Raw genomic sequence first — 22,545 nt, 5'->3', positions numbered from 1 at the left:
CGGGCGGATTAATCCGCCGGCTTGGCCGGATGCGCAATGGGCGCGGCGGCCGCGGCGGCCGCGGGCCGCTCGCAGCGATAGGGTCCGCTGCCGTCGAGGGCCCCGTACAGGACCCGGCCGCCGGAGGCGATGCAGCGCGCCTTGGCCTCGGCATAGGGCCGGTGGAAGCTCCAGATGGTGATCATCGGCCCGATCGTCGCGAGGCAGACGCCGCCGAAAATCACGGCGGCCGCCCAGGTCGCGCCGTTGCGATTGGGCCGCGGGGGCCGCGGCGGCGGCATCGTGCCGTAGAAGGACAGCGTCAGACCGAGCAGGTCGAGGGTGCTCATCAGCCGTTCCGCGTGGCGGCGCCGAGCCCGGCAGGGTCGGACAGGCCCCTCATCCTAGGGCAGGGCGGCGCCATCACCTATGCGCGTCGCGCCGGAGGGCCTGCGTCGTATCGCGCCAGTGCGCGGACCGGGACGCCGGCTCACGGCTCCCAGCGGGGCGGCCGCTTGCCCAGGAACGCGTCGATCCCCTCCTGCGCGTCGGCCATCATCATGTTCCGGGTCATGACCTCGGCTGTGTAGCCGTAGGCGTCCTCCAGGCCCATCTCGATCTGCCGGCCGAACGCCTCCTTGCCGATCGCCAGGACGCGCCGGGCCTTCCCGGCGATCCGGGCCGCCAGGGCGCCCGCCGCCGCGTCGAGCTCCGCCTCCGGCACCACGCGGTTGACCAGCCCGATCCGCAGGGCCTCCGCGGCGTCGATCGGCTCACCGACCAGCAGCATCTCCAGGGCGGCCTTGCGCGATACGGCGCGCGACAGGGCTACCATCGGGGTCGAGCAGAACAGGCCGATCTGCACCCCCGGCGTGGCGAAGCGGGCGGTCTCGGCGCACACGGCGAGATCGCAGGTGGCCACGAGCTGGCAGCCGGCGGCGGTGGCGATCCCGTGCACCCGGGCGATCACCGGCTGCGGCAGGCGCGTGAGGCTCAGCATCAGCCGGGCGCAGGTGCGGAACACCGCCTCGGTCGCCTCGCGGGACGGATCGGCGCGCATCTCCTTGAGGTCGTGCCCGGCGCAGAAGGCGGGGCCGGCCCCCTCCAGGATCACCACCCGCACGGACGGATCCGCGCGGATCGCGTCGAGCTGCTCCTGGAGCGCGCCCATCAGGGCCATCGACAGGGCGTTGCGGGCCTGCGGCCGGTTCAGCGTCAGCGTCGCGACCCCGTCGGCGTCGCTGCGCAACAGCACCGGCGCCTCCGGGCTGGCGGCGTGGGCCGTGGCAAGGGCTGCGGTCATGGCGGCGTCTCCCGGCGCCGGCCTCCCTGGCACGGGGCCGGTCGCGTCGCCGGACGGTAGCACGCAGGGTTCAGGTCCGCGACGGTGCCGCGGCCCGCGATCCGCGATGCGGCGGTTGTCAGGCGTGCTCGGCGAGGGCGAGGTCGAGGCTCGCGTAGTCGGCGCCCGGACCGTTCCACCACACCGCCGGATAGGCGGTGAGCCGGCCCATCACGCCGGCATAGGCGTCGGCGAGCGCGGCATCGACCACGACCAGCCCGGCGCCCGACTGCGCGAGGCTTTCCGCCAGCGCCGCGTCGCGGCCGGCGCAGTCGAGGCAGACCACGCGCAGCCCGAGGCGGGTGAGGCCGAGGCGCATGGCCTCGAGCTGCCCGAGATCCTGCACCATGAGCGCCACGGCCTGCCCGGCCCGCAGGCCCTCGCCCCAGGCCCAGCGCGAGACGCGGTGCGGACAGACCGCCGCGACCGGCAACGCCGCCGCGCCGCGCCGCTCCGCGCTGGCGGCTCCTTGCGCACCCGGCCGGGCGCGCCGGTCGGCGTCGCGAGCCGGGAGTGGGATGGAGGCCGCCGGGTGATGGACGCCGTACATGCGATGCGGACCGCCTGAATCTGGACACACTGCAGGTCCTGGCGTGACGCGAGCAGGTTAACACTCTCTCTCACCCGGGCGTTCCGTCGAAAAACGACCGTCTTTTCGTCGACGCGCGGGCCGGCGACTGGACCTATGGCGAACGGGCCGTGAACCGGGACGGGTGAATTGCCGACATCTCGGGTCGCATCTTCGGTCGCATTGGCGCGCGCGCGGGTCCGGCCTATGTCCCGCCCGCCAGAGGCGGCCCGCGAGAGGCCGCCCCCGATCGAGGAACCGCCGCGCATGCGCCCCACAACGACCCGGATCACACTCCTCGCCGCCGTCACGCTCGCGGCCCTGCCGGCGCAGGCGCAGATCCGGAACGCCCCGTCGCCGCGGGCCCTGGAATTCGCCGCCTACATCTTCGCGGCCTCGAACGTCTGCGGCTACCGGATCGGCAGCGACCAGTTCGAGGCCCTGCTGGCGAAGCAGAACGTGCAGATCGGCGACGTCCAGCCGCGCGGACCGTTCGGCAACCGGGTGCAGACCATGTTCACGCTGATGTCGAACCAGATGGCGCAGAACCGCGACCAGGCCTGCCTCGCGGTGGCCGGCGAGTACGGGCCCGAGGGCACGGTGGCCAAGAACGTGCTCCTGCCCGCCGGCCAGGACCCCGCCGCGCCGGCGAAGCCCGCCGAGCCTGCCAAGCCGCAATAGCCCATTCGCGGGATCGCCGCCGGCCTCAGCCGAGGCGCCAGTCGATCGGCGGGCGCCCGTGCGCGGCGAGCCACCGGTTGGCCCGGCCGAACGGGTCGGAGCCGGGGAAATCCCGCGCCCGGTTGAGCGGCGACGGGTGTCCGCTCTCGAACACGCCGTGGCGGGTCGCGTCGATGAGCGCGGCCCTGGCCCGCGCCTGGGCGCCCCAGAGCAGGAACACGGCGGGCTCCGCGCGGGCCGAGACGGCGCTCACGGCCTGATCGGTCAGCGCGGCCCAGCCGTAGCGCAGGTGCGCCCCGGCCTTGCCGGCCTCGACGGTGAGCGCGCTATTGAGCAGGAGCACGCCCTGCCGCGCCCAGGGCGTCAGGTCGCCGCCGGCGGCGCGGTCGGATCCCGCCTCCGCCAGGATCACCTTCAGCGAGGCGGGCAGGCGACCGGAGCCCACGAACGAGAAGGCGAGGCCGTTGGCGTCGCCCGGTGTCGGGTAGGGGTCCTGCCCGAGGATCACGGCCCGCACGTCCGGCTGCGGGGTCTCGGCCAAGGCGCGGAAGATCCGGTCCGGTGCCGGCAGGACGCGGGCGCCCGCGGCGATTCGGGCATCGACCCGCGCCGCCACGGCGTCGGCCTCCCCGCCGGCGAAGAACGGCAGGCTCAGCCAGGGCGAACCGGAGGCGCGGAAGGCCGTGAGGGCGTCGGCGACGGGTGTGGCGGCCATGGTCTCTCGCGATCGGTTTCCACGCCGAGATAGGAGGCGGACGCGCACCGTCATCGGCGCGGCGGTTGCGGCCGGGAGCCGCCCGTGTTTAGGGACGGGGGTCGAGCGCGCGGCCTGTCGCGGTGCGGCATGTCGCGTCCGCCCTTCGCCGGGCGGCTTCGCACCCTACATGGAAGCGCACCCGACGGGGTTTAAGCGCCGGCCAAGCCGAGGCGTACCAGGGCGTACGCGCCGGCCGCCGGATATCGGAAGCCAGAGGAAGGATCTCGGCGCGCGGCGCCGGAACGCTGCCATGAACGAACGCGTCGAACCCGCCGCGCTGGCGAATGGCCGGCCCCTCGCACCGCTGCAGCCCGCGGCGAGCACCCTTCCGGCCGACCACCCGAAAGTGGCCTGGGGCCGCGTCGGCGTGCTCCTGATGAATCTCGGGACACCCGAGGGCACGTCCTACTGGCCGATGCGCCGGTATCTCAAGGAGTTCCTGTCGGACCGCCGGGTGATCGAGGTGCCGCGGCTGATCTGGTGGCCGCTCCTCAACCTGATCATCCTGACGAAGCGCCCCGGGCCGAAGGGCCGCGACTACGCCAGCGTCTGGAACAACGCGCTCAACGAGGGGCCGCTGAAGACGATCACGCGCGGCCAGAGCGAGCGCCTCCAGGCGGCCATGGGCGAGTCCGTGGTCGTCGACTGGGCGATGCGCTACGGCAAGCCCGAGGTCGCCGGCCGGATCCAGGCGCTGCTCGACCAGGGCTGCGACCGGATCCTGCTGGTGCCGCTCTACCCACAATACGCCGCCGCGACCTCGGCCACGGCCTGCGATCAGGCCTTCCGGGCGCTGATGGACATGCGCTGGCAGCCCACGGTGCGGGTCTCGCCGCCCTATCACGACGACCCGGTCTACATCGCTGCCATGGCCGATTCGATCCGCGAGGGCCTGGCCAAGCTCGACTTCGAGCCGGAGGTGATCCTCACCTCGTTCCACGGCGTGCCGCGGAGCTACCTGCTCAAGGGCGACCCGTACCATTGTCAGTGCCACAAGACCGGGCGCCTGATCCGCGAGGCGCTCGGCCTGTCTCCGGAGAAGATGCGGGTCACCTTCCAGTCGCGCTTCGGCAACGAGGAGTGGCTGAAGCCCTACACCGACGAGACGGTGATGGAACTCGCGAAGTCGGGCGTGAAGCGGATGGCGATCGTCGCCCCGGGCTTCACGGCGGACTGCCTGGAAACCCTCGAGGAGCTCGACGGCGAGAACCGGCACTATTTCGAGGAGAACGGCGGCGAGCGCTTCGCCTACATCCCCTGCCTGAACGACAGCGACCTCGGCATGCGCGTGATCGAGCACGTCGTGCGCCGCGAGCTCCAGGGCTGGATCTGAGATCCCGGCCGGGATGCCGCTTGCGGCGCGGCCCGGCCCGCCTATTATTTTCCTAAGCCGAACGGGCCCATCGGTTCGGCGCGGGAGGATCACATGGCGTTCTTCATCGGCATCGCGTGTCCGTGGCTGCTGATCGCGGTGCTCGACAGAATCGCCGAGGGGCGCCGCGGCGCCGAGCTCTCGGCCCTCGGCATCACGCCCCAGCCGGCCCCGGCGCGATCCAGCTACCTCGTCCCGGATCGGCCGTACTGACGACGGGGCGCGGCCCCGCGGGGCCGCGCCTGTCAGCCTTGAACCGTCACTTCTTCGGTTCGGGCGCGGTCTGAGCCGCCGGCGGCGTGTCGGCGCGGTCGATCTTGGCCTCCGAGCGGAGCTTCAGGATCATGTCCTGCTGCGCCTTGCGGATCAGGTGCTGGTCGATCTGCTCCTTGAGCTCGTCGAAGGTCGGCTGCGGCTTGGTCCGCTTCTCCTCGACCTTGATCACGTGCCAGCCGAACTGGGTCTTGATCGGGTCGGAGACCTGGCCGGGCTTCATCGCGAAGGCGGCGTTGGCGAAGTCGGGCACCATCCGCTCCTTGGTGAACCAGCCGAGATCGCCGCCCTCGGCCTTCGAGCCCGGGTCCTTGGACGCCTCGGCGGCGACCTTGGCGAAGTCCTCGCCGCCCTTGATGCGCGCGGCGATCTTCTTCGCCTCGGCCTCGTTGTCCACGAGGATATGGCGGGCGTGCACCTCCTCCTCGGGCTTCATCAGCTTGACGGTCTGGTCGTAGATCGCGTGCTCCGCCTCGGGCGTGACCGCGCGCTTGGCCTCCTGCTCCAGGTAGTCATCGAGCAGGAGCTTGTCGCGGAAGTAGGCGAGCTTGCGCTTGAACTCGGGCGAGTCGCCGATCTTGGCGGCCTCGGCGGCCTGCGCGCCGACGCGGAGGTCGACCATGTAGTCGACGAGCAGGCTCTTCTTCTGGGCCTCGTCGACGCCGGGCAGTGACAGGGCCGGGTCATCGGCCGCGATGGCGAGGTCGCCCTGCGTGATCGGCTTGCCGTTCACGCTCGCCACGACCGCATCGGCGCCCGGCACGGCGGCTGGGGCGGCGCTCTGGGCGGCGGGGGAAGCGGCGGCCGGCGTGTTGGCGGCCGGCGTCGGGGCCCTCTGGGGTGCCTGGGCCAGCGCCAGTCCCGGCATCGCGACCATGACGGCGAGCGCGCTGACGCGCCGGAGAAGGGCGGTGTTCGGCATACGGGCGAAGTCCTCGGCTCACGTCTCGGCGCCGCGCCGGATCGGCCGGGCGTCGCGCCGCGGCACAGGTGGCCCGCGTCGGGCGAGAAGGCAAGCGCGGCCATTTCACCGGTGCCGGAACCGTGACCGTACCGGCATGCGTTGAGGGCTGCCCCTTCCAGGTGCGCCGGGCGATGTTTACCTCTATAAGCCCGGCCAACTCCGTCCAGGCCGGCCCGCCACGCTCACCCGTGGGCGGGCTCGCGCGTCCGCAGGTCTATGATGCTCGGCTCCATCGCCAAGAAGATTTTCGGCTCCTCGAATGACCGCCGCGTCAAGGGCTACCGCCCGCGCGTCGCGCAGATCAACGCGCTGGAACCGGAGATCCAGGCCCTCTCGGACGAGGCCCTGCGCGCCCGCACCGACATGCTGAAGGCCGAACTCGCTAACGGCAAGAGTCTCGACGACATCCTCGTGCCGGCCTTCGCCACGGTGCGCGAGGCGGCCAAGCGCGTCTTCGGCCAGCGCCACTTCGACGTGCAGCTCATCGGCGGCATGGTGCTCCACGAGGGCGGCATCGCCGAGATGAAGACCGGCGAGGGCAAGACCCTGGTGGCGACGCTGCCGGTCTACCTCAACGCTCTGGAGGGCAAGGGTGTCCACGTCGTCACCGTGAACGACTACCTCGCCTCGCGCGACGCCGAGTGGATGGGTCAGGTCTACCAGTTCCTGGGCCTCTCCGTCGGCACGATCGTGCACGGGCTCGACGATGCGCAGCGCAAGGAGGCCTACGCCTGCGACATCACCTACGGCACCAACAACGAGTACGGCTTCGACTACCTGCGCGACAACATGAAGTACGAGCTGTCCCAGCTGGCACAGCGCGGGCACAACTTCGCGATCGTCGACGAGGTCGATTCGATCCTGATCGACGAGGCGCGCACGCCGCTGATCATCTCAGGGCCGGTGGATGACCGGTCGGAACTCTACGTGGCGGTCGACGCGCTGATGCCGCGCCTGCGCAAGGAGTTCTACGACCTCGACGAGAAGCAGCGCACGGTCTCGCTGACCGAGGAGGGCAACGAGTTCATCGAGGAGGCGATGCGCGAGGCCGGCCTCCTGAAGGAGGGCGACCTCTACGACGCCCAAAACGTCACGCTGGTCCACCACGTGAACCAGGCCCTGCGCGCCCACACGCTGTTCACCCGCGACAAGGACTACATCGTCAAGAACGACGAGGTGGTGATCATCGACGAGTTCACCGGCCGCATGATGCAGGGCCGGCGCTACTCCGAGGGGCTCCATCAGGCGCTGGAGGCCAAGGAGCGGGTCACCATCCAGCCCGAGAACCAGACGCTGGCCTCGATCACCTTCCAGAACTACTTCCGCCTCTACAAGAAGCTCGCCGGCATGACCGGAACCGCCTCGACCGAGGCCGACGAGTTCGCCGAGATCTACAAGCTCGACGTGGTCGACATCCCGACCAACAAGGAGGTCGAGCGCGTCGACGAGGACGACGAGGTCTACCGCACCGTCGGCGAGAAGTACGACGGCATCATCGCGGAGATCGACAAGGCGCATAGCCGCCATCAACCGATCCTGGTCGGCACCGGCTCGATCGAGAAGTCGGAGCACCTCGCCGAGATGCTCAAGAAGGCCGGCTACAGCCTGCTCGACTACTCCGACCCGAACGCGCTGACCGACGTCTACGCCGCCGCCCGCGAGGGCCGGGTGACCAAGCGCTTCGCCGTGCTCAACGCCCGATTCCACGAGCAGGAGGCCTACATCGTGGCCGAGGCGGGCGTGCCGGGCGCGATCACCATCGCCACCAACATGGCCGGCCGCGGCACCGACATCAAACTCGGCGGCAACCTCGAGATGCGGATCGAGAAGGAGCTGGGCCACCTCGCCGACGGTCCGGAGCGCGACGCCGCCATCGCGGCGATCAAGGCGGAGATCGCCGAGAACCGCACCAAGGTGCTGGCCTCGGGCGAGCCGGCCGATCCGGAGGCGGGCCGCAAGAAGGCGCTGCCCGGCGGCCTCTACATCATCGGCACCGAGCGTCACGAATCGCGGCGCATCGACAACCAGCTCCGCGGCCGATCCGGGCGCCAGGGCGATCCCGGCCGCTCGAAGTTCTACCTGTCGCTTCAGGACGACCTGATGCGCATCTTCGGCTCCGACCGCATGGACGGGATGCTGCAGAAGCTCGGCCTGGAGCAGGGCGAGGCGATCATCCACCCCTGGATCAACAAGGCGATCGAGAAGGCGCAGCAGAAGGTCGAGGCGCGCAACTTCGACATGCGCAAGAACGTGCTCAAGTACGACAACGTCATGAACGACCAGCGCAAGGTCGTGTTCGAGCAGCGCCGCGACTTCATGGGCCAGGACAGCGTCCGCGAGACCGTGGACGAGATGCGCGAGGGCGTGATCGACGACCTCGTCGCCCGCCACATCCCGGAGAACGCCTACGCCGAGCAGTGGGACGTCGCCGGCCTGCGCGAGCAGGTGAAGGAGATCCTCAACCTCGACGTGCCGGTCGAGGACTGGGCCAAGGAAGAGGGCATCGCCGACGAGGAGATGCGCGAGCGCCTGCTCAAGGCGGCCGAGACCGCCTACGCCGAGCGGACCGAGAAGAACGGCGCCGAGGTCACGGCCTATATCGAGAAGCAGGTCCTCCTGCAGACGCTCGACCATCTCTGGCGCGAGCACCTCGTGACGCTGGACCACCTCCGGCAGGTGATCGGCTGGCGCGGCTTCGCCCAGCGGGACCCGCTGAACGAGTACAAGTCCGAGGCCTTCGACCTGTTCAACGGTCTCGTGACCGCCCTGCGCGAGCAGGTGACCGCGCAGCTCTCGCGGGTCGAGATCATGATGCAGGAGCCGCAGGAGGAGTACCCGCCCGGCGGTCCGGCGCTGCCGCCGATGTTCGCCCAGCATCTCGACCCGGTCACCGGCGAGAACGAGATGGACTACGCCGGCCTCGGCTCGGGCAGCGACGGCGGCGGGGGACCGGCCTACGGCTTCGCGGCGCAGGGCCTCGCGGCGGATGGCGCCGTGCTGGAGCGCGACCCGACCGACGCCGCCACCTGGGGCCGCGTCGGCCGCAACGAGCCGTGCCCGTGCGGCTCGGGCAAGAAGTACAAGCACTGCCACGGCAGCCTCCAGGCCTGAGGCGGGGATGCCCGCGCGGGCGCTGTTCATCGCCGGGGCCGGGACCGAGATCGGCAAGACCTACGTCACCGCCGCCCTGACCCGCCGCCTGCGGGCGCAGGGCCGGGCGGTCCGGACGGTGAAGCCGCTCGCGAGCGGTGTCCCGCCGCTCAGCGATCCCGGCTTCGTCGAGAGCGACACCGCCCGGCTGCTGGACGCGCAGGGGCTCGCCCTGGACGAGGAGGCCGTGGAGGCCTGCTCGCCCTGGCGATTCGCGGCACCGCTCTCGCCGGATCAGGCCGCCGTGCTGGAGGGGCGCACCCTGGACCTCGCCGACCTCGTCGGCTGGTGCCGGGCTGAGATCGCCCGCACCCAGGACACGCTGCTGATCGAGGGTGTCGGCGGGCTCATGAGCCCGGTCACGGAGGCCGCCACCGGCCTGGACTGGCTCCGCGCGCTCGGCGTCCCGGCGCTCCTCGTCTCGGGGAGCTATCTCGGGGCGATCAGCCACGCGCTCACGGCCTGCGAGACCCTGCGGCTCCACGATGTGCCGCTGCGCGCGGTGGTGGTCAGCGAGAGCCTGGGCGCGCCGGCGCCCGCCGCGACCGTGGCCGCGGCCATCGCCCGTCATGCCGGCGCGCCCGTATTCTGTCTGCGCCGTGGCGACGCCTGCCCGGAGGAGCTGACCGGCTCGATCTGAGCGCCGCGAGAGCGTCGCTGGACAGCGCGGCCGTGGCCCCTAGCTTTACCGCCACGGCGTCGCGCCCGGCGCCCGGATGGTCGAGGCCGGGTGGCGCCGTGGGGGAATCCTGCGGTGAGCCAGACCCTTGCCCCGGCGGCGAGTCCCCGATCCGAGACCGGCGCGGTCGACGCGGAAGCGGCGCGTGACAGGCTCCGGCCCGCCCTCGTGTTCGGCGCGCTGGGCGTCGTGTACGGCGATATCGGCACGAGCCCGCTCTACGCGTTCAAGGAGGCGGTAAAGGCCGCGACCGCCGGCGGCGCCTCGGTCGCAGCCGCCGCCACCGGCGCGGTGTCGCTGATCCTGTGGTCGCTGATCCTGATCGTGTCGCTGAAATACGCGGTGCTGATCCTGCGCGCCGACAACCGCGGCGAGGGCGGCATCGTCGCCATGTTGGCGCTGCTCGGCGCCCGTCAGGCCCGGCCTGGCACGTGGAAGGCGCTGCTCCTGGTGGTCGGGCTGGTGGGCGCGGCGCTGCTCTACGGCGACGGCGCGATCACGCCGGCGATCTCGGTGCTCTCGGCGATCGAGGGCCTGAAGGTCGACGCGCCGTCACTCGGGCCGTACGTCGTGCCGATCACGCTGGTGATCCTGGTCGGGCTGTTCCTGGTCCAGCACAAGGGCGTCGCCGCCATCGGCCGGGTGTTCGGACCGGTCATGCTCGTCTGGTTCGTTGTCCTCGGGCTCCTCGGGATCGCCGGGATCGTCGCCAAGCCCGAGATCCTGGCGGCGGCGAACCCGTTCCGGGCCGTCGATTTCATGCTCCATGCCGGCTGGCACGTCAGCTTCGCGATGCTCGGCGCGGCCTTCCTGGCGGTGACCGGCGGCGAGGCGATGTACGCCGATCTCGGCCATTTCGGCGCCCTGCCGATCCGCATCGCGTGGTTCGCGCTGGTCCTGCCGGCGCTGGTGCTCAACTATTTCGGCCAGGGCGCCCTGCTGATCGCCGCGCCCGACGCCCTGGAGAACCCGTTCTTCCGCCTCAGCCCCGACTGGGGCCATCTGCCCCTGGTCGCGCTCGCCACGATGGCGACCATCATCGCCTCGCAGGCGATCATCTCGGGCGTGTTCTCCCTGACCCAGCAATCGGTCCAGCTCGGCTTCCTGCCGGCCATGCGCATCGTCCAGACGGCGCACGAGGAGCGCGGCCAGATCTACGTGCCGGCGGTGAACTGGCTGCTCGCCGTGGCGACCCTGACGGCCGTGGTGGTCTTCGGCTCCTCCGACGCCCTGGCCGGCGCCTACGGCATCGCGGTCTCGATGCTGATGGGCATCACCACGCTGCTCGCCGCGCTGATCGCGCTCCGCTGGGGCTACAACCCGATCCTGGTCTTCGTGGTCAACGGCTTCTTCCTCGGCATCGACCTCGTGTTCTTCGCCGCCAACAGCGTGAAGATCCTCGAGGGCGGCTGGTTTCCCCTGGTGCTCGCCGGGCTCGTCGCCGCGATGATGCTGACCTGGAAGAAGGGAAACGAGCTGGTCGAGGAAGCGAGGGCCGCCCTGCGCCTGCCGGAGGACGTCTTCCTCGGCGGTCTCCAGCACCGTGACCTGCTGCGGCTGCCGGGCACGGCCGCGTTCCTCTCGGCGGCCGAGCACGGCATCCCGCTGCATCTCTCGCGCTTCGTCGAGCGCAACCACGCCCTGATGGAGCGCATCCTGATCATCACGGCGCTCTACGAGGAGACGCCCACCGTCCCGCGGGACCGGCGCGCCCACGTGACGATCCTGGCGCCGGATTTCTACCGGGTGATCCTCCGCTACGGCTTCATGGAGGAGGCCTCGATCCCCGAGGGGCTGGCCTGCGCGGTGGAATCGCGCCACCTGCCGCCGCACGTCCTCGACGACATGACCGTCTTCGTCGGGCACGAGACGATCATCCCGCGACGGGACAAGCGGGGCATGGCGCCCTGGCGGGAGAACCTGTTCGCCTTCATGCAGCGCAACGCCGAGCGCACCGGCGCCTTCTTCGGCGTGCCGACCCGGCAGGTCGTCGAGGTCGGCACCGAGATCGAGATCTAGGCCTCGGCCCGAGACGTTCCCGCCGCCTGGCAAGTCACCGCGGCGGCGCGATCCAGAACAGGCCGAGTCGTGCGCAGAGATCGGAGCACCCGCCCGGCCGCGATGTGCCTCGATCTGATCCCGGCGATTGACGCCGCGCCCCTCCTGGACGCTTCGCCGGTCCGGACCTGTTTCCAGCGCCGGCTCGCCGATGCACGGAAACTTGAGGCCGTTCCGCCGCTCCTCAGGGAACCGTAGCCTTCCGCCGTCGTTCCGCCCCGACGCAGGCGTCGCGTCCCCGGGGCGCGCGCCGGAATGGAGAGACAGCATGAACAGGGATCATCTCGAGGGCGGCGTTCGCCATCTGCGCGGCCGGATCAAGACGGCGGCGGGCGCGGTGCGCGGCCGGGCCGTCGACCAGCTCGACGGCGCCTACGATCAGGCCGCCGGCGCTGCCCAGTACGCCTACGGCGAGGCCCGGGATACGGTCCGCGACCTGCGCGACGGCGGCGAGCACCTCGTCGAGGAGGGGCGCGCCCGGTTCCGCGACGCCAGCGAGCGCGGGCACGCCCTGGCGGACGAGGCGCTCGAGCGCGGCCAGCACTACCGCGACCGCGCCGTGCGCCACGGGCGCACCCTCGCGGCGCGCGCGGACGAGAACCGCGGCACGACCCTCGCCCTTGTGGCCGCCGTCGCGTTCGGCCTCGGGTGGCTGGCGCGGCCGACCCGCTGAGCGGCGGGCGGGACCTGATCCGGGGCGGGGCGGGCGTTCGCGCGGCCGCCCCGCCGATCAGAACGCATAAAGACATCTTTATGTCTTGATTGCTTCGTAGGCCGCGCGGTGGTAGGGGGTTGCCCCGACCCGCAACGCGAACACGGAGCCATCGACTCATGGCCAAGGATTTTATCGTCAAGGATATCGGGCTGGCCGATTACGGCCGGAAGGAGATCTCGATCGCCGAGACGGAGATGCCGGGCCTGATGGCGGTCCGCGAGGAGTACGGCGCCGCGCAGCCCCTGAAGGGCGCGAAGATCGCCGGCTCGCTCCACATGACGATCCAGACCGCCGTGCTGATCGAGACCCTGAAGGCGCTCGGCGCCGACATCCGCTGGGTCTCGTGCAACATCTACTCGACCCAGGACCACGCCGCCGCCGCCATCGCGGCCGCCGGCATCCCGGTCTTCGCCGTGAAGGGCGAGACCCTGGAGGAGTACTGGGACTACACCTCGCGCCTGTTCGACTGGCACGACGGCGGCATGCCGAACATGATCCTCGACGACGGCGGCGACGCGACCATGTTCGTCCATCTCGGCCTGCGCGCCGAGAACGGCGACACCGCGTTCCTCGACAAGCCGGCCAGCGAGGAGGAGGAGGTCTTCTTCGCGCTCCTCAAGCGCAAGCTCGCCGAGAAGCCGAAGGGCTGGTTCGCCGGCCTCGCCGACAGCATCAAGGGCGTCTCCGAGGAGACCACCACGGGCGTCCACCGCCTCTACGTGCTGGCCAAGGAGGGCAAGCTGCTCTTCCCGGCGATCAACGTGAACGACTCGGTCACCAAGTCGAAGTTCGACAACCTGTACGGCTGCAAGGAGTCGCTGGTCGACGGCATCCGCCGCGGCACCGACGTTATGATGGCCGGCAAGGTCGCGATGGTCGCGGGCTTCGGCGACGTGGGCAAGGGTTCGGCCGCGTCCCTGCGCAACGCCGGCTGCCGCGTGCTCGTGTCGGAGATCGACCCGATCTGCGCGCTCCAGGCCGCGATGGAGGGCTACGAGGTCGTGACCATGGAGGATGCGGCCCCGCGCGCCGACATCTTCGTCACCGCCACCGGCAACAAGGACATCATCACCATCGACCACATGCGGGCGATGAAGGACCGGGCGATCGTCTGCAACATCGGCCACTTCGACAACGAGATTCAGGTCGCCGGCCTGAAGAACCTCAAGTGGTCGAACATCAAGCCGCAGGTGGACGAGATCACCTTCGCGGACGGCCACCGCATCATCCTCCTTTCGGAGGGTCGCCTGGTGAACCTCGGCAACGCCACCGGTCACCCGTCCTTCGTGATGTCGGCCTCGTTCACCAACCAGACGCTGGCCCAGATCGAGCTCTGGTCCAACCCGGGCAAGTACCAGAAGCAGGTCTACACCCTGCCGAAGACCCTCGACGAGAAGGTCGCCGCCCTGCATCTGGAGAAGATCGGCGTGAAGCTCTCGAAGCTCCGCCCCGATCAGGCCGCCTATATCGGCGTCTCCGAGAGCGGCCCGTTCAAGCCCGAGCACTACCGCTACTGAGCCCGCATCGCCGGTGGCGCGGACGGCCTCGTTTCCGGGGCCGGCACCGTGCCACCGCGATCCGGCGGCGCGGCCCGGTGGAGAGATTTGGAGACCCGGCGCGCTGCGCCGGGCCTTCTCGTTTGTCAAGCGCAGACGGCCGAATCGAACTGTGTCTTCTGTGTGTCGTTAACGGCTGATTATGCCGACTTTGCCCAAAGCCACGCTTCGTTCCCCTTCCGGGGCGATTCCGCCGCACCTAGAGTGCGGGCGAATCTTAGATCGATGGGGCTGCGGCGGTTGGGGAGAATCGCCGCGGGAACGGTGCCTTCTGCGCCGCGCGGCGACGCGCGCCGGTCGGACAGCCATCGGGTACGGGGGCGGGGCAAACCATGGGTGTCGGTCGTGCGACACACGTTCGGATCGGCGTGGGCGCGCTCGCGCTGACGACGGCGAGCGCGGCCTTCGCCGAGCTGCCGGAGGCCGCCGCCGCGCATCCCGCGCGGGAGATCCACAGCGTGGCCGCCCTGGCGATCTTCGGCGGCCTCGTGGCCTTCGCGGTGATCCTGTCGCTTCTGCACCTCTACGAGCGCGGCCGGTGGACCCGCCGCGAGCGCGAGCTCGCCGCGACGCTCGACGTCCTGCGCGGCGCCCATGACCGGGCCGAGATGCTCCTCAACGCCGAGCGGCAGATCATCGTCACCTGGGATCATCGCAGCGAGCCGGTGGTCGAGGGCGACATCAGCCTCGCGATCCACGGCGAGCGACCGACCTCCGGTTACGCCCGCCGCGTCCTGGCCTTCGGCACGTGGCTCGTCGCCGCGGACGCGGCCGCCGTCGAGGCCGCCGTGGAGACCCTGCGGGCGCGCGGCACCAGCTTCGCGCTGAGCCTGCGGACCCAGACCGGCCGCAACATCGAGGCCCACGGGCAGGCCGTGGCGGGGCGGGCGCTCCTGCGCTTACGCGAGACCAGCCAGGAGCGCTGCGAGATCGCCGACCTGCGCGCGACCCTGGACGAGACCCGCCGGGGACTGTCGGCCCTGTCGGGGCTCCTCGACGCGATTCCCCAGCCGGTCTGGCGGCGCAACCGCGACGGTGGCCTGAGCTGGGTCAACGCCGCCTACGTGGCGGCGGTCGAGGCGGAGAGCCGCGAGGCCGCCCTCGATGCCGGCCTGGAGCTGTTCGACCGGCCGGCCCGCGAGACGATCGCTCGCGAGGAGGCAGCCCGGTTCGCCGGCCTGACCCGGAGCGTCCCGCGCCTCTCGGCCATCGTGGCCGGGAACCGGCGGATGCTCGACGTATTCGAGACCGGGCTGGAGACCGGCCGCGTCGGCATCGCCATCGACGTGTCGGAACTCGAGAGCGTGCGCGCCGACCTGCAGCGGCAGATGAACGCCAACGTGCGGACCCTGGACCAGCTGCCGACCGCGGTCGCGATGTTCGACGTCTCGCAGCGGCTGATCTTCCACAACGCCGCCTACCGGCAGCTCTGGGACCTCGACCAGGCCTTCCTCGACGGGCGTCCCTCTGACGGCGAGATCCTCGACCACCTGCGGGCGGAGCGGAAGCTCGAGGAGCACGCGGATTTCCGCGGCTGGAAGCAGGGCGTTCTGTCCGCCTACCGGGCCGCGGAGGCGAACCAGACCTGGTGGTACCTGCCCGACGGCCGGACCCTGCGCGTGGTCGCGGACCCGAACCCGCAGGGCGGCCTGACCTACCTGTTCGACGACGTCTCCGACCGCCTGAACGCCGAGTCCCGCTACAACGCCCTGCGCCGCCTGCAGGCCGAGACCCTGGACACGCTGGCCGAGCCGGTGGCCGTGTTCGGCGCGGACGGGCGCCTGTCCCTCGCCAACCGCGCCTTCTTCACCGTGTGGCGGCTCGACCCGGAGATGATCGAGGAGCGCCCGCACGTGGACGCGGTGATCGCCGCCTGCCGGGCGCTCGCCCCCGTCGAGGAGCCGTGGCTCGACATCCGCGACGCGGTGGTCGGCCTCGAATCGCGCACGGTCCGGACGTGCCGCCTCGAGGTGGTCGACGGCACCGTGCTCGACTGCGCCGCGCAGCCGCTCCCGGAGGGCGCGACGCTCCTGACCCTGATCGACGTCACGGCGAGTGTGAACGTCGAGCGGGCGCTCACCGAGAAGAACGATGCCCTGGAGAAGGCCGCGCAGCTGCGCGACACCTTCGTGCACCACGTCTCCTACGAGCTGCGCTCCCCGCTCACCAACATCATCGGCTTCACCCAGCTTCTCGGCGACGAGACCGTCGGCGCGCTCAACGAGCGCCAGCGCGAGTATTCCGACCACATCATGCGCTCCTCGGCGGCGCTGCTCGTCATCATCAACGACATCCTCGACCTCGCCTCGATCGACGCCGGCTCGCTGGAGCTGCAGCGGGAGGAGGTCGACGTCCAGGCCACCGTCGAGGCCGCCGTCCGCGGCATCGAGGACCGGCTCGCCGAATCGCACATCACCCTCGCCCTCGACGTGCCGGAGGATATCGGCAGCGTCCACGCCGACGGGAAGCGGGTGCGCCAGATCCTGTTCAACCTGCTCTCGAACGCCGTCGGCTTCTCGGATGCCGGCCAGCGCGTGGAGGTCCATGCCCGCCGGACCGCGCAGGAGCTTCTCCTCAGCGTGCGCGACCACGGCCGGGGCATGCCGCCCGAGATCGCCGATTCGGTGTTCAACCGCTTCGAGAGCCACACCCTCGGAACCCGCCACCGGGGCGTCGGCCTCGGCCTGTCGATCGTGCGCTCCTTCGTCGAGTTGCACGGGGGACGGGTGCAGCTGGAGACCGCGCCGGGCAGCGGCACCCGCGTCACCTGCACGTTCCCCACCGACCTCGCGGGCGAGGGCCGGCGCGCGCCGCCGCTCGAACCCGAGCCGCCCGTCCTGTCGCCGCCGCCGCCGCCGCCGCCGCGCAAGCCGACCCTGACGCTGCAGTCGAGCAGACCGGAGCCGCCGACATCCGACCGGCGAACGTCACCGTAGCGCTTGATTCCGCGGCCGGTCCCGCGCAGCAGGAGGCATGTCCGCGCATGATCGTTCCGGCTGGGCCGTCTTCGGCATCGGCGACTTCCGCCTGTTCGGCTCGGCCCGGTTCCTCACGGGCCTCGCCTACCAGATGCAGGCGGTGGCGATCGGCTGGTACGTCTACGACCTGACCCATTCCGCCCTGGCGCTGGGCCTCGTGGGCCTCGCGGGCTTCCTGCCGGCGATGCTGTGCGCGCTGATCACCGGCCACGTCGCCGACGCCTACGACCGGCGCCTCGTCGGCGCCGCCGCCTTCGCGCTCCAGAGCGCCGCGAGCCTCGGCCTCCTCGCCTGCGCCCTCGCGGGCGTGCACTCCGTCTGGCCGATCTACGCCCTGGTCATCGTCGTCGGCACGGCCCGGGCCTTCGCCAACCCGGCCCTGCAGGCGCTGCTCCCGACCCTGGTGCCCGGGCCGCTTTTCGGCTCGGCGATCGCGTGGAACGCGTCCCTCTGGCAGAGCGCGTCGGTGATGGGGCCGGCGCTCGGCGGCTTCCTCTACGCCCTCGGACCCGCCGTCGTGTTCGGTGGGGCAGGGGGCAGCTTCGCCCTGGCCAGCGCCTTGACCCTGCTGATCCGCTACCGGCCGGCGGCGGTGAGCGAGCGGCCGCCGATCACCTGGGCGGCGCTCTCGGCCGGGATCGACTACATCCGCTCCCAGCCGGTGGTGCTCGGGGCGATCAGCCTCGACCTGTTCACGGTGCTGCTCGGCGGCGCCACGGCGCTGCTGCCGATCTACGCCGCGGAGGTCTTGCACGTCGGCCCGCTCGGCCTCGGCGCGCTCCGGAGCATGCCGGCCTTCGGGGCTGTCGCCATGGCGGTGCTGCTGGCGAACTACCCCCTGCGGCGCCACGCGGGCGTGCGCATGCTCCGCGCCGCCGCGGTATTCGGGGCCGCCACGGTCGCGTTCGGGCTGTCGACGTCGCTGCCGCTGTCGATGGCCTGCCTGTTCGTCACGGGCGCCGCCGACATGATCTCGGTCTACGTGCGCCAGACCTTCGTGCAGGGCGAGACGCCGGACGCGATGCGCGGCCGCGTCTCGGCGGTGAACACGGTATTCATCGGCGCCTCGAACGAGCTCGGCGAGTTCGAATCGGGGCTGCTCGCCGCCGCGATCGGCGCGGTCCTGGCGGTGGTGGTCGGCGGCGCCGCGACGGTCGGGGTCGCGCTGCTCTGGGGCAGGCTCTTCCCGGCGCTGAGGGCCCGCGACCGGCTGATGATGCAGGGCTAGCGCGCCATCGCGCGGCTCGGGACGCGACGCGTCCCGGATGACGGCCGTGGCGATCGTGGCCCCGCGAGCCGGCGCCGCACGAAACGCGGGTCCCCTCTCCCGTGTAGGGGAGAGGGGTAAGGCGCAGCTCTCTCGACCGGAGCTGCCGTCCTGCCGAACCGTTGCACCAGGATCGGGAACGGTCCCGGAGCCCGCCTCGTGAGCCGGGCTCCGCGACGCGCTCAGCGGCCCGACAGCAGCGGCGACCAGGTCGGGTCGGACGCGTAGGCGGGCGTCGGGACCGGCTGCTCCACCTTGCCGGTAATGTCGACCATGAACAGCTTGCCGCCGCCCTGGCCGCCCGGATCGCGGAAGAACAGCACGTACTGGCCGTTCGGCGCGAAGGTCGGGCCCTCGTTGTGGAAGCCCTCGGTGAGCACGCGCTCGCCGGAGCCGTCGGGCTTCGAGACGCAGATGGCGAAGCCGCCGTTGCGCTGGCGGGTGTAGGCGATCAGGTCGCCCCGGGGCGAGAAGGCCGGCTGCGAGGCCGAGCCGGGCCCGAAGGTGATCCGGTGCGGGTTCGAGCCGTCCGCCCCCATCACGTAGACCTGCTGGGAGCCGCCGCGGTCGGACTCGAAGGCGATCTGCGACCCGTCCGGCGAGTAGGTCGGCGAGGTGTCGATCGCCATGCCGTTGGTGATCGAGCGCTGGGCCTTCGAGGCGAGGTCCATCGTGACGATGTCGGCGTTGCCGCCCTGCTGGACGCTCATCACGATCTTGCGGCCGTCCGGCGAGAAGCGCGGGCTCGCGCTCATCGAATCGACGTTGCCGAGCGCCTGGCGGGAGCCGGTCTCCAGGTTGATCATCTGCACCCGCGGCTGGTGGCCGGTGGCCTGGGCCATGAAGGCGATGTCCTGCGTGGCTGGCGAGTAGCGCGGGGCCACGATCGACATCTCGCCGGTGGTGATCGCCCGGACATTGGCGCCGTCCTGGTCCATGACCATCAGGCGCTTGCGGCGGTTCTCCTTGGGACCGGTCTCGTCCACGAAGGCGATGCGGCTGTCGAACCAGGGTCCGAGGCCGGTGATCTTGGTGTAGACCCCGTCGGCGATCAGGTGGCCGGTGCGCCGGACGTTGGCGGCGTCGGTGCCGTATTGCTGGCCGGTCATCTGCTGGCCGTTGGTCACGTCCCAGAGCCGGAACTCGACCTTGACCCGGCCGCCCTCGCGGACGACCCGGCCGGTGACGAGGCCCTGCACGCCGGTGGCGCGCCACTTCTCGAAGTTCGGCGCGGCGTCGAAGTTCGGCTGCTCGGGGAAGCGGGCGTGGTCGAGCGGCGTGAAGTAGCCGGAGCGGCGCAGGTCGTTGGTGACCACGCCGGAGACGAGGCCCGCGAGGCTCGGGTCGCCGCCGAAATCCGCGATGGCGATGGGCATCGGCTGGAAGTTGCCGCCGCCGATGCGCAGCTGCAGCTGCGCCTGGGCCGGCCCCGCCAGGAGGCCCGTCAGCATCACGAGGAGCGCGAGCAGGCGCGTGGCATAGGACGTCGGGAGGCGCCCGACGGAGGGGAGGTGCAGCATGGTGGGTCGGATCCGAGTGACGATCAGACGGGAACGCGGGGACGGCGGGACACTGGCTGGAAGACCTCAGGTCGCCGTGAACTCGAACTCCGCGTTGATGGCCTTCCAGTCGTTGTAGTACGGCGCGTAGGTGGCCGGAATGTTGTACGGCGCGCAGCGGCGGACCGCCCGGAGTGCGGCCTGCGCGATCGACTGGTCGACCGCGCTCGCCCCGCCGCGCATGATCCGCGGCTCCGTGCTGAGCGAGCCGTTCGGGTTCAGGCGGATGTCGAGCACCGGCAGGACCACGCCCTGGGCCGCGCCGGGGGGCGCCGAGTAGCACCGCTCGATCTGCTGCTGGAGCAGGCCGACCAGGGCGTCGCGCAGCGACGGCGAGAGGCGCTGCGCGTTGCCGGTCGCGGCGCCGAGCGCCGCCACCTTCTGCACCGCGTGGCCGGTGGCGCCGGTCGACTGCGACGGCGCCTTCGAGGCGAGCATCGAGCGGATGTCGCCGGCGTTGAACTTGTCGGCGAGTTCGGCCTGCTTGCGCGCCTTGGCCTCGGCATCGGCCTTGGCCTTCGCGTCCGCCATGGCCTTCGCCTTCGCCTTGGCGGCGGCCTCGGCTTTGGCGGCCGCCTCGGCCTTCGCGGCCTCAGCTTTCGCCTTGGCGGCGGCCTCCGCCTTCTCGCGCTCGGCTTCGGCCTTGGCCTCCGCGATCTCCTTCTGACGCTCGGCTTCGGCCTCGGCCTTGGCCTTCGCGTCGGCGGCCTTCTTGGCCGCTTCCTTGGCGGCTTCGGCCTTCTTCGCGGCGGCGGCCTTCTGGGCGGCCGCCGCGGCCTCGGCCTCCTGCTTCTCGATCAGCTTCTCGAGCTGCTCGCGCTTCTCGGCCTCGGCCTTCGCGACCGCCTCGGCCTTGGCCTTCGCCTCGGCCTTGGCGGCGGCAGCCTTCTCCGCGGCGGCCTTCTCGGCCGCTTTCTCGGCCGCCTTGGCGGCAGCCTTCTCGGCGTCGCGCTTCTCCTGCGCCGCCTTCTCCGCCGCCTTGGCGGCCTGGGCCGCCTCCTGCGGATCGGGCTCAGCGCGCAGCGGCATCTCGTCCGCGTTGGCGAGCTTCATCTCGGCCGTGCGGGTCGGGGCGGTCGGCGCGTCCTGCTTGGAATTCTCGGGCTCGCGGTCCTCGAACTTCTCGGCCTTGCGGTCGGCCCGCGAGGTGGCGTTCGGCATCGGCTTGTCGGCCTGACGCTCGCCCTTTGTGATCTCGGAGAACTGGTTCTCGGTGATCACCTCGACGGGCACGCCCTCCTGGGCCTCCGGCAGGGCCGGGGCCGCGACGCTGACCAGCGCCAGCGCGAGGAGCGCGACGTGGGTGCCGGCGGAGATCCAGACACCCGGTTCCTTGCGGTCGAAGCGGAACTCCACGGGACGGCCCTACTGATGCTCAGGCTCGGTGACGAGGGCGACCTTCTTGAAGCCGCCGCCGGTCACGATCGCCATCACCTGCGCCACGCGGCCGTAATCGACCCGCTTGTCGCCGCGCACGAAGACGCGCTCCTCGGTCCCGGACTTGGCAGTCTCCATGAGCTTCGGCACGATCGAGTCGTCGGTGAGCTCGTCCTCGCCGAGGAAGACCTGGCCGGTCTGGCGGATCGACAGGGTGATCGGCTTCACGTCGGAATTGAGCGGCGAGGCCTTGGATTGCGGCAGGTCGAGGGGCACGCCCACGGTCATCATCGGCGCCGCGACCATGAAGATGATCAGGAGCACGAGCACGACGTCGATGAACGGCGTCATGTTGATCTCGTTGATGGGTCCGCCGCGGCGGCCCCGGCGCCGGCGGCGCTTGCCGCCCTGCGATGCGCCCGCTGCCATGCCCATGGATCGGTCTCCTCTGGATCAGCCGGTTCAGGCGGCGAGCGGCAGGCGCTCGTCGATCTGGCGGGAGAGGATGGCGGAGAACTCGTCGGCGAAGCTCTCCAGCCGCGACTGCGCCTTGGAAACCTCGGCCTGGAGCTTGTTGTAGGCGAGCACCGCCGGGATCGCGGCGAACAGGCCGATGGCGGTGGCGAACAGCGCCTCGGCGATGCCGGGGGCGACGACCGCGAGCGAGGTGTTCTTCGAGGCCGCGATCGAGGTGAACGCGGTCATGATGCCCCAGACGGTGCCGAACAGGCCGATATACGGGCCGGCCGAGCCGATCGAGGCGAGGAACAGCAGGCGCGACTCGAGCCGCTCGACCTCGCGGTGGATGGTGACGTCGAGCTGCTTTTCGATGCGCTGCGACAGCGACTGGATCTGCCGACCGGAGCCCTCGAAGCTGCGCTTCCACTCGCGCATGGCGGCGACGAAGACAGCGGCGAGGCCCGTGGCCGGCCGGTCGTTGAACGAGCGGAACAGCTCCTCCAGGGAGCGGCCGGACCAGAAGGCGTCCTCGAACGCGTCCATCTCGGCCTTAGTCCGGCGGAACAGCAGCGTCTTGTCGACGATGATCGACCAGCACCAGATCGAGGCGCTGAGCAGCCCGATCATCACGATCTTCACGACGAAGTGGGCCTGCAGGAACAGGCCGAGCAGCGTCATGTCGGCGACAGGCGCGGCCTGCATCGCGTCGGCTGGGTTCATCCGTCGAGGTCTCCTGCTCCGGATCGCGATGCGCCGGGCGAGGCCCGCGTCCGCCGGATCCGTGAGCGATATCAACGCTGTCGCCCGCGAA

General features: G+C 71.1%; 19 protein-coding genes. 10 read left to right on the top strand and 9 right to left on the bottom strand.

All coding sequences use genetic code 11. The features are described from left to right. Positions 1-8: 8 nt before the first annotated feature. The 3 genes from BM419_RS03620 to BM419_RS03610 form a co-directional block, all read right to left on the bottom strand. Positions 9-329 carry a hypothetical protein gene (locus BM419_RS03620; RefSeq protein WP_020093379.1) on the bottom strand — a complete coding sequence of 107 codons (321 nt, stop codon included), beginning with the start codon at positions 327-329 and terminating at the stop codon, positions 9-11. Positions 330-469: 140 nt separating this feature from the next. Next, positions 470-1,282 carry an enoyl-CoA hydratase gene (locus BM419_RS03615; RefSeq protein WP_020093378.1) on the bottom strand — a complete coding sequence of 271 codons (813 nt, stop codon included), beginning with the start codon at positions 1,280-1,282 and terminating at the stop codon, positions 470-472. 118 nt (positions 1,283-1,400) lie between these two features. Further along, positions 1,401-1,871 carry a hypothetical protein gene (locus BM419_RS03610; protein WP_056525286.1) on the bottom strand — a complete coding sequence of 157 codons (471 nt, stop codon included), beginning with the start codon at positions 1,869-1,871 and terminating at the stop codon, positions 1,401-1,403. Positions 1,872-2,156: 285 nt separating this feature from the next. On the opposite strand from BM419_RS03610, the gene BM419_RS03605 reads away from it, so the two are divergent. Next, entirely contained in the window at positions 2,157-2,570 is a 414-nt protein-coding gene (locus BM419_RS03605) for a hypothetical protein (RefSeq protein WP_020093376.1), read from the top strand. 25 nt (positions 2,571-2,595) lie between these two features. Here the strand turns inward: BM419_RS03605 and BM419_RS03600 are convergent, their stop codons facing one another. Beyond that, entirely contained in the window at positions 2,596-3,285 is a 690-nt protein-coding gene (locus BM419_RS03600) for a uracil-DNA glycosylase (RefSeq protein ID WP_056525289.1), read from the bottom strand. Between the two features lie 292 nt (positions 3,286-3,577). On the opposite strand from BM419_RS03600, the gene hemH reads away from it, so the two are divergent. After that, complete coding sequence (gene hemH, locus BM419_RS03595) at positions 3,578-4,660, top strand: ferrochelatase (protein WP_042673806.1); 1,083 nt, start codon at positions 3,578-3,580, stop codon at positions 4,658-4,660. A gap of 93 nt (positions 4,661-4,753) precedes the next feature. Next, complete coding sequence (locus tag BM419_RS32260; protein ID WP_020093373.1) at positions 4,754-4,912, top strand: hypothetical protein; 159 nt, start codon at positions 4,754-4,756, stop codon at positions 4,910-4,912. A 46-nt stretch (positions 4,913-4,958) separates the two neighbouring features. On the opposite strand, the gene BM419_RS03590 is transcribed toward BM419_RS32260, so the two are convergent. Then, on the bottom strand, positions 4,959-5,894 hold the full coding sequence (locus tag BM419_RS03590; protein ID WP_056525292.1) for a peptidylprolyl isomerase: 936 nt from the start codon (positions 5,892-5,894) through the stop codon (positions 4,959-4,961). Positions 5,895-6,155: 261 nt separating this feature from the next. Between BM419_RS03590 and secA the strand changes: the two genes are divergently transcribed. The 7 genes from secA to BM419_RS03555 all read left to right on the top strand — a co-directional run bounded on the left by secA (position 6,156) and on the right by BM419_RS03555 (position 18,300). Beyond that, complete coding sequence (secA, locus tag BM419_RS03585; RefSeq protein ID WP_091925011.1) at positions 6,156-9,047, top strand: preprotein translocase subunit SecA; 2,892 nt, start codon at positions 6,156-6,158, stop codon at positions 9,045-9,047. Between the two features lie 7 nt (positions 9,048-9,054). Continuing rightward, entirely contained in the window at positions 9,055-9,726 is a 672-nt protein-coding gene (gene bioD / locus BM419_RS03580) for a dethiobiotin synthase (RefSeq protein WP_042673817.1), read from the top strand. A 114-nt stretch (positions 9,727-9,840) separates the two neighbouring features. Further along, a complete protein-coding gene (locus BM419_RS03575; RefSeq protein ID WP_091924976.1) occupies positions 9,841-11,784 on the top strand; it encodes a potassium transporter Kup in 1,944 nt (647 codons plus the stop codon). A 307-nt stretch (positions 11,785-12,091) separates the two neighbouring features. After that, positions 12,092-12,496, top strand: a complete 405-nt coding sequence (locus BM419_RS03570) for a hypothetical protein (RefSeq protein ID WP_056525297.1) — start codon at positions 12,092-12,094, stop codon at positions 12,494-12,496. A 158-nt stretch (positions 12,497-12,654) separates the two neighbouring features. Next, positions 12,655-14,055: an adenosylhomocysteinase gene (gene ahcY / locus BM419_RS03565; RefSeq protein ID WP_056525300.1), complete on the top strand. Its 1,401-nt coding sequence runs from the start codon at positions 12,655-12,657 to the stop codon at positions 14,053-14,055. Between the two features lie 371 nt (positions 14,056-14,426). After that, the gene (locus BM419_RS03560) at positions 14,427-17,030 is read left to right on the top strand and encodes a sensor histidine kinase (RefSeq protein ID WP_091924973.1); all 2,604 of its coding nucleotides are present in this window, start codon (positions 14,427-14,429) and stop codon (positions 17,028-17,030) included. Positions 17,031-17,067: 37 nt separating this feature from the next. Further along, the gene (locus BM419_RS03555; protein ID WP_091924970.1) at positions 17,068-18,300 is read left to right on the top strand and encodes an MFS transporter; all 1,233 of its coding nucleotides are present in this window, start codon (positions 17,068-17,070) and stop codon (positions 18,298-18,300) included. A gap of 221 nt (positions 18,301-18,521) precedes the next feature. On the opposite strand, the gene tolB is transcribed toward BM419_RS03555, so the two are convergent. The 4 genes from tolB to tolQ form a co-directional block, all read right to left on the bottom strand. After that, complete coding sequence (gene tolB, locus BM419_RS03550) at positions 18,522-19,859, bottom strand: Tol-Pal system beta propeller repeat protein TolB (protein ID WP_091924967.1); 1,338 nt, start codon at positions 19,857-19,859, stop codon at positions 18,522-18,524. Between the two features lie 66 nt (positions 19,860-19,925). Continuing rightward, positions 19,926-21,254, bottom strand: a complete 1,329-nt coding sequence (gene tolA, locus BM419_RS03545; protein WP_056525312.1) for a cell envelope integrity protein TolA — start codon at positions 21,252-21,254, stop codon at positions 19,926-19,928. A gap of 9 nt (positions 21,255-21,263) precedes the next feature. Then, positions 21,264-21,710, bottom strand: coding sequence for an ExbD/TolR family protein (locus BM419_RS03540; protein WP_056525315.1), 447 nt, complete (start codon positions 21,708-21,710; stop codon positions 21,264-21,266). A 27-nt stretch (positions 21,711-21,737) separates the two neighbouring features. Further along, positions 21,738-22,454 (bottom strand): protein TolQ, encoded by a 717-nt coding sequence (gene tolQ / locus BM419_RS03535; protein WP_012317751.1) that lies wholly within the window; start codon positions 22,452-22,454, stop codon positions 21,738-21,740. Positions 22,455-22,545 lie beyond the last annotated feature (91 nt).

The sequence above is a fragment of the Methylobacterium sp. yr668 genome, from assembly GCF_900116245.1.
Lineage (GTDB): Bacteria > Pseudomonadota > Alphaproteobacteria > Rhizobiales > Beijerinckiaceae > Methylobacterium.
This window is presented reverse-complemented; position numbering and strand designations above follow the sequence as displayed.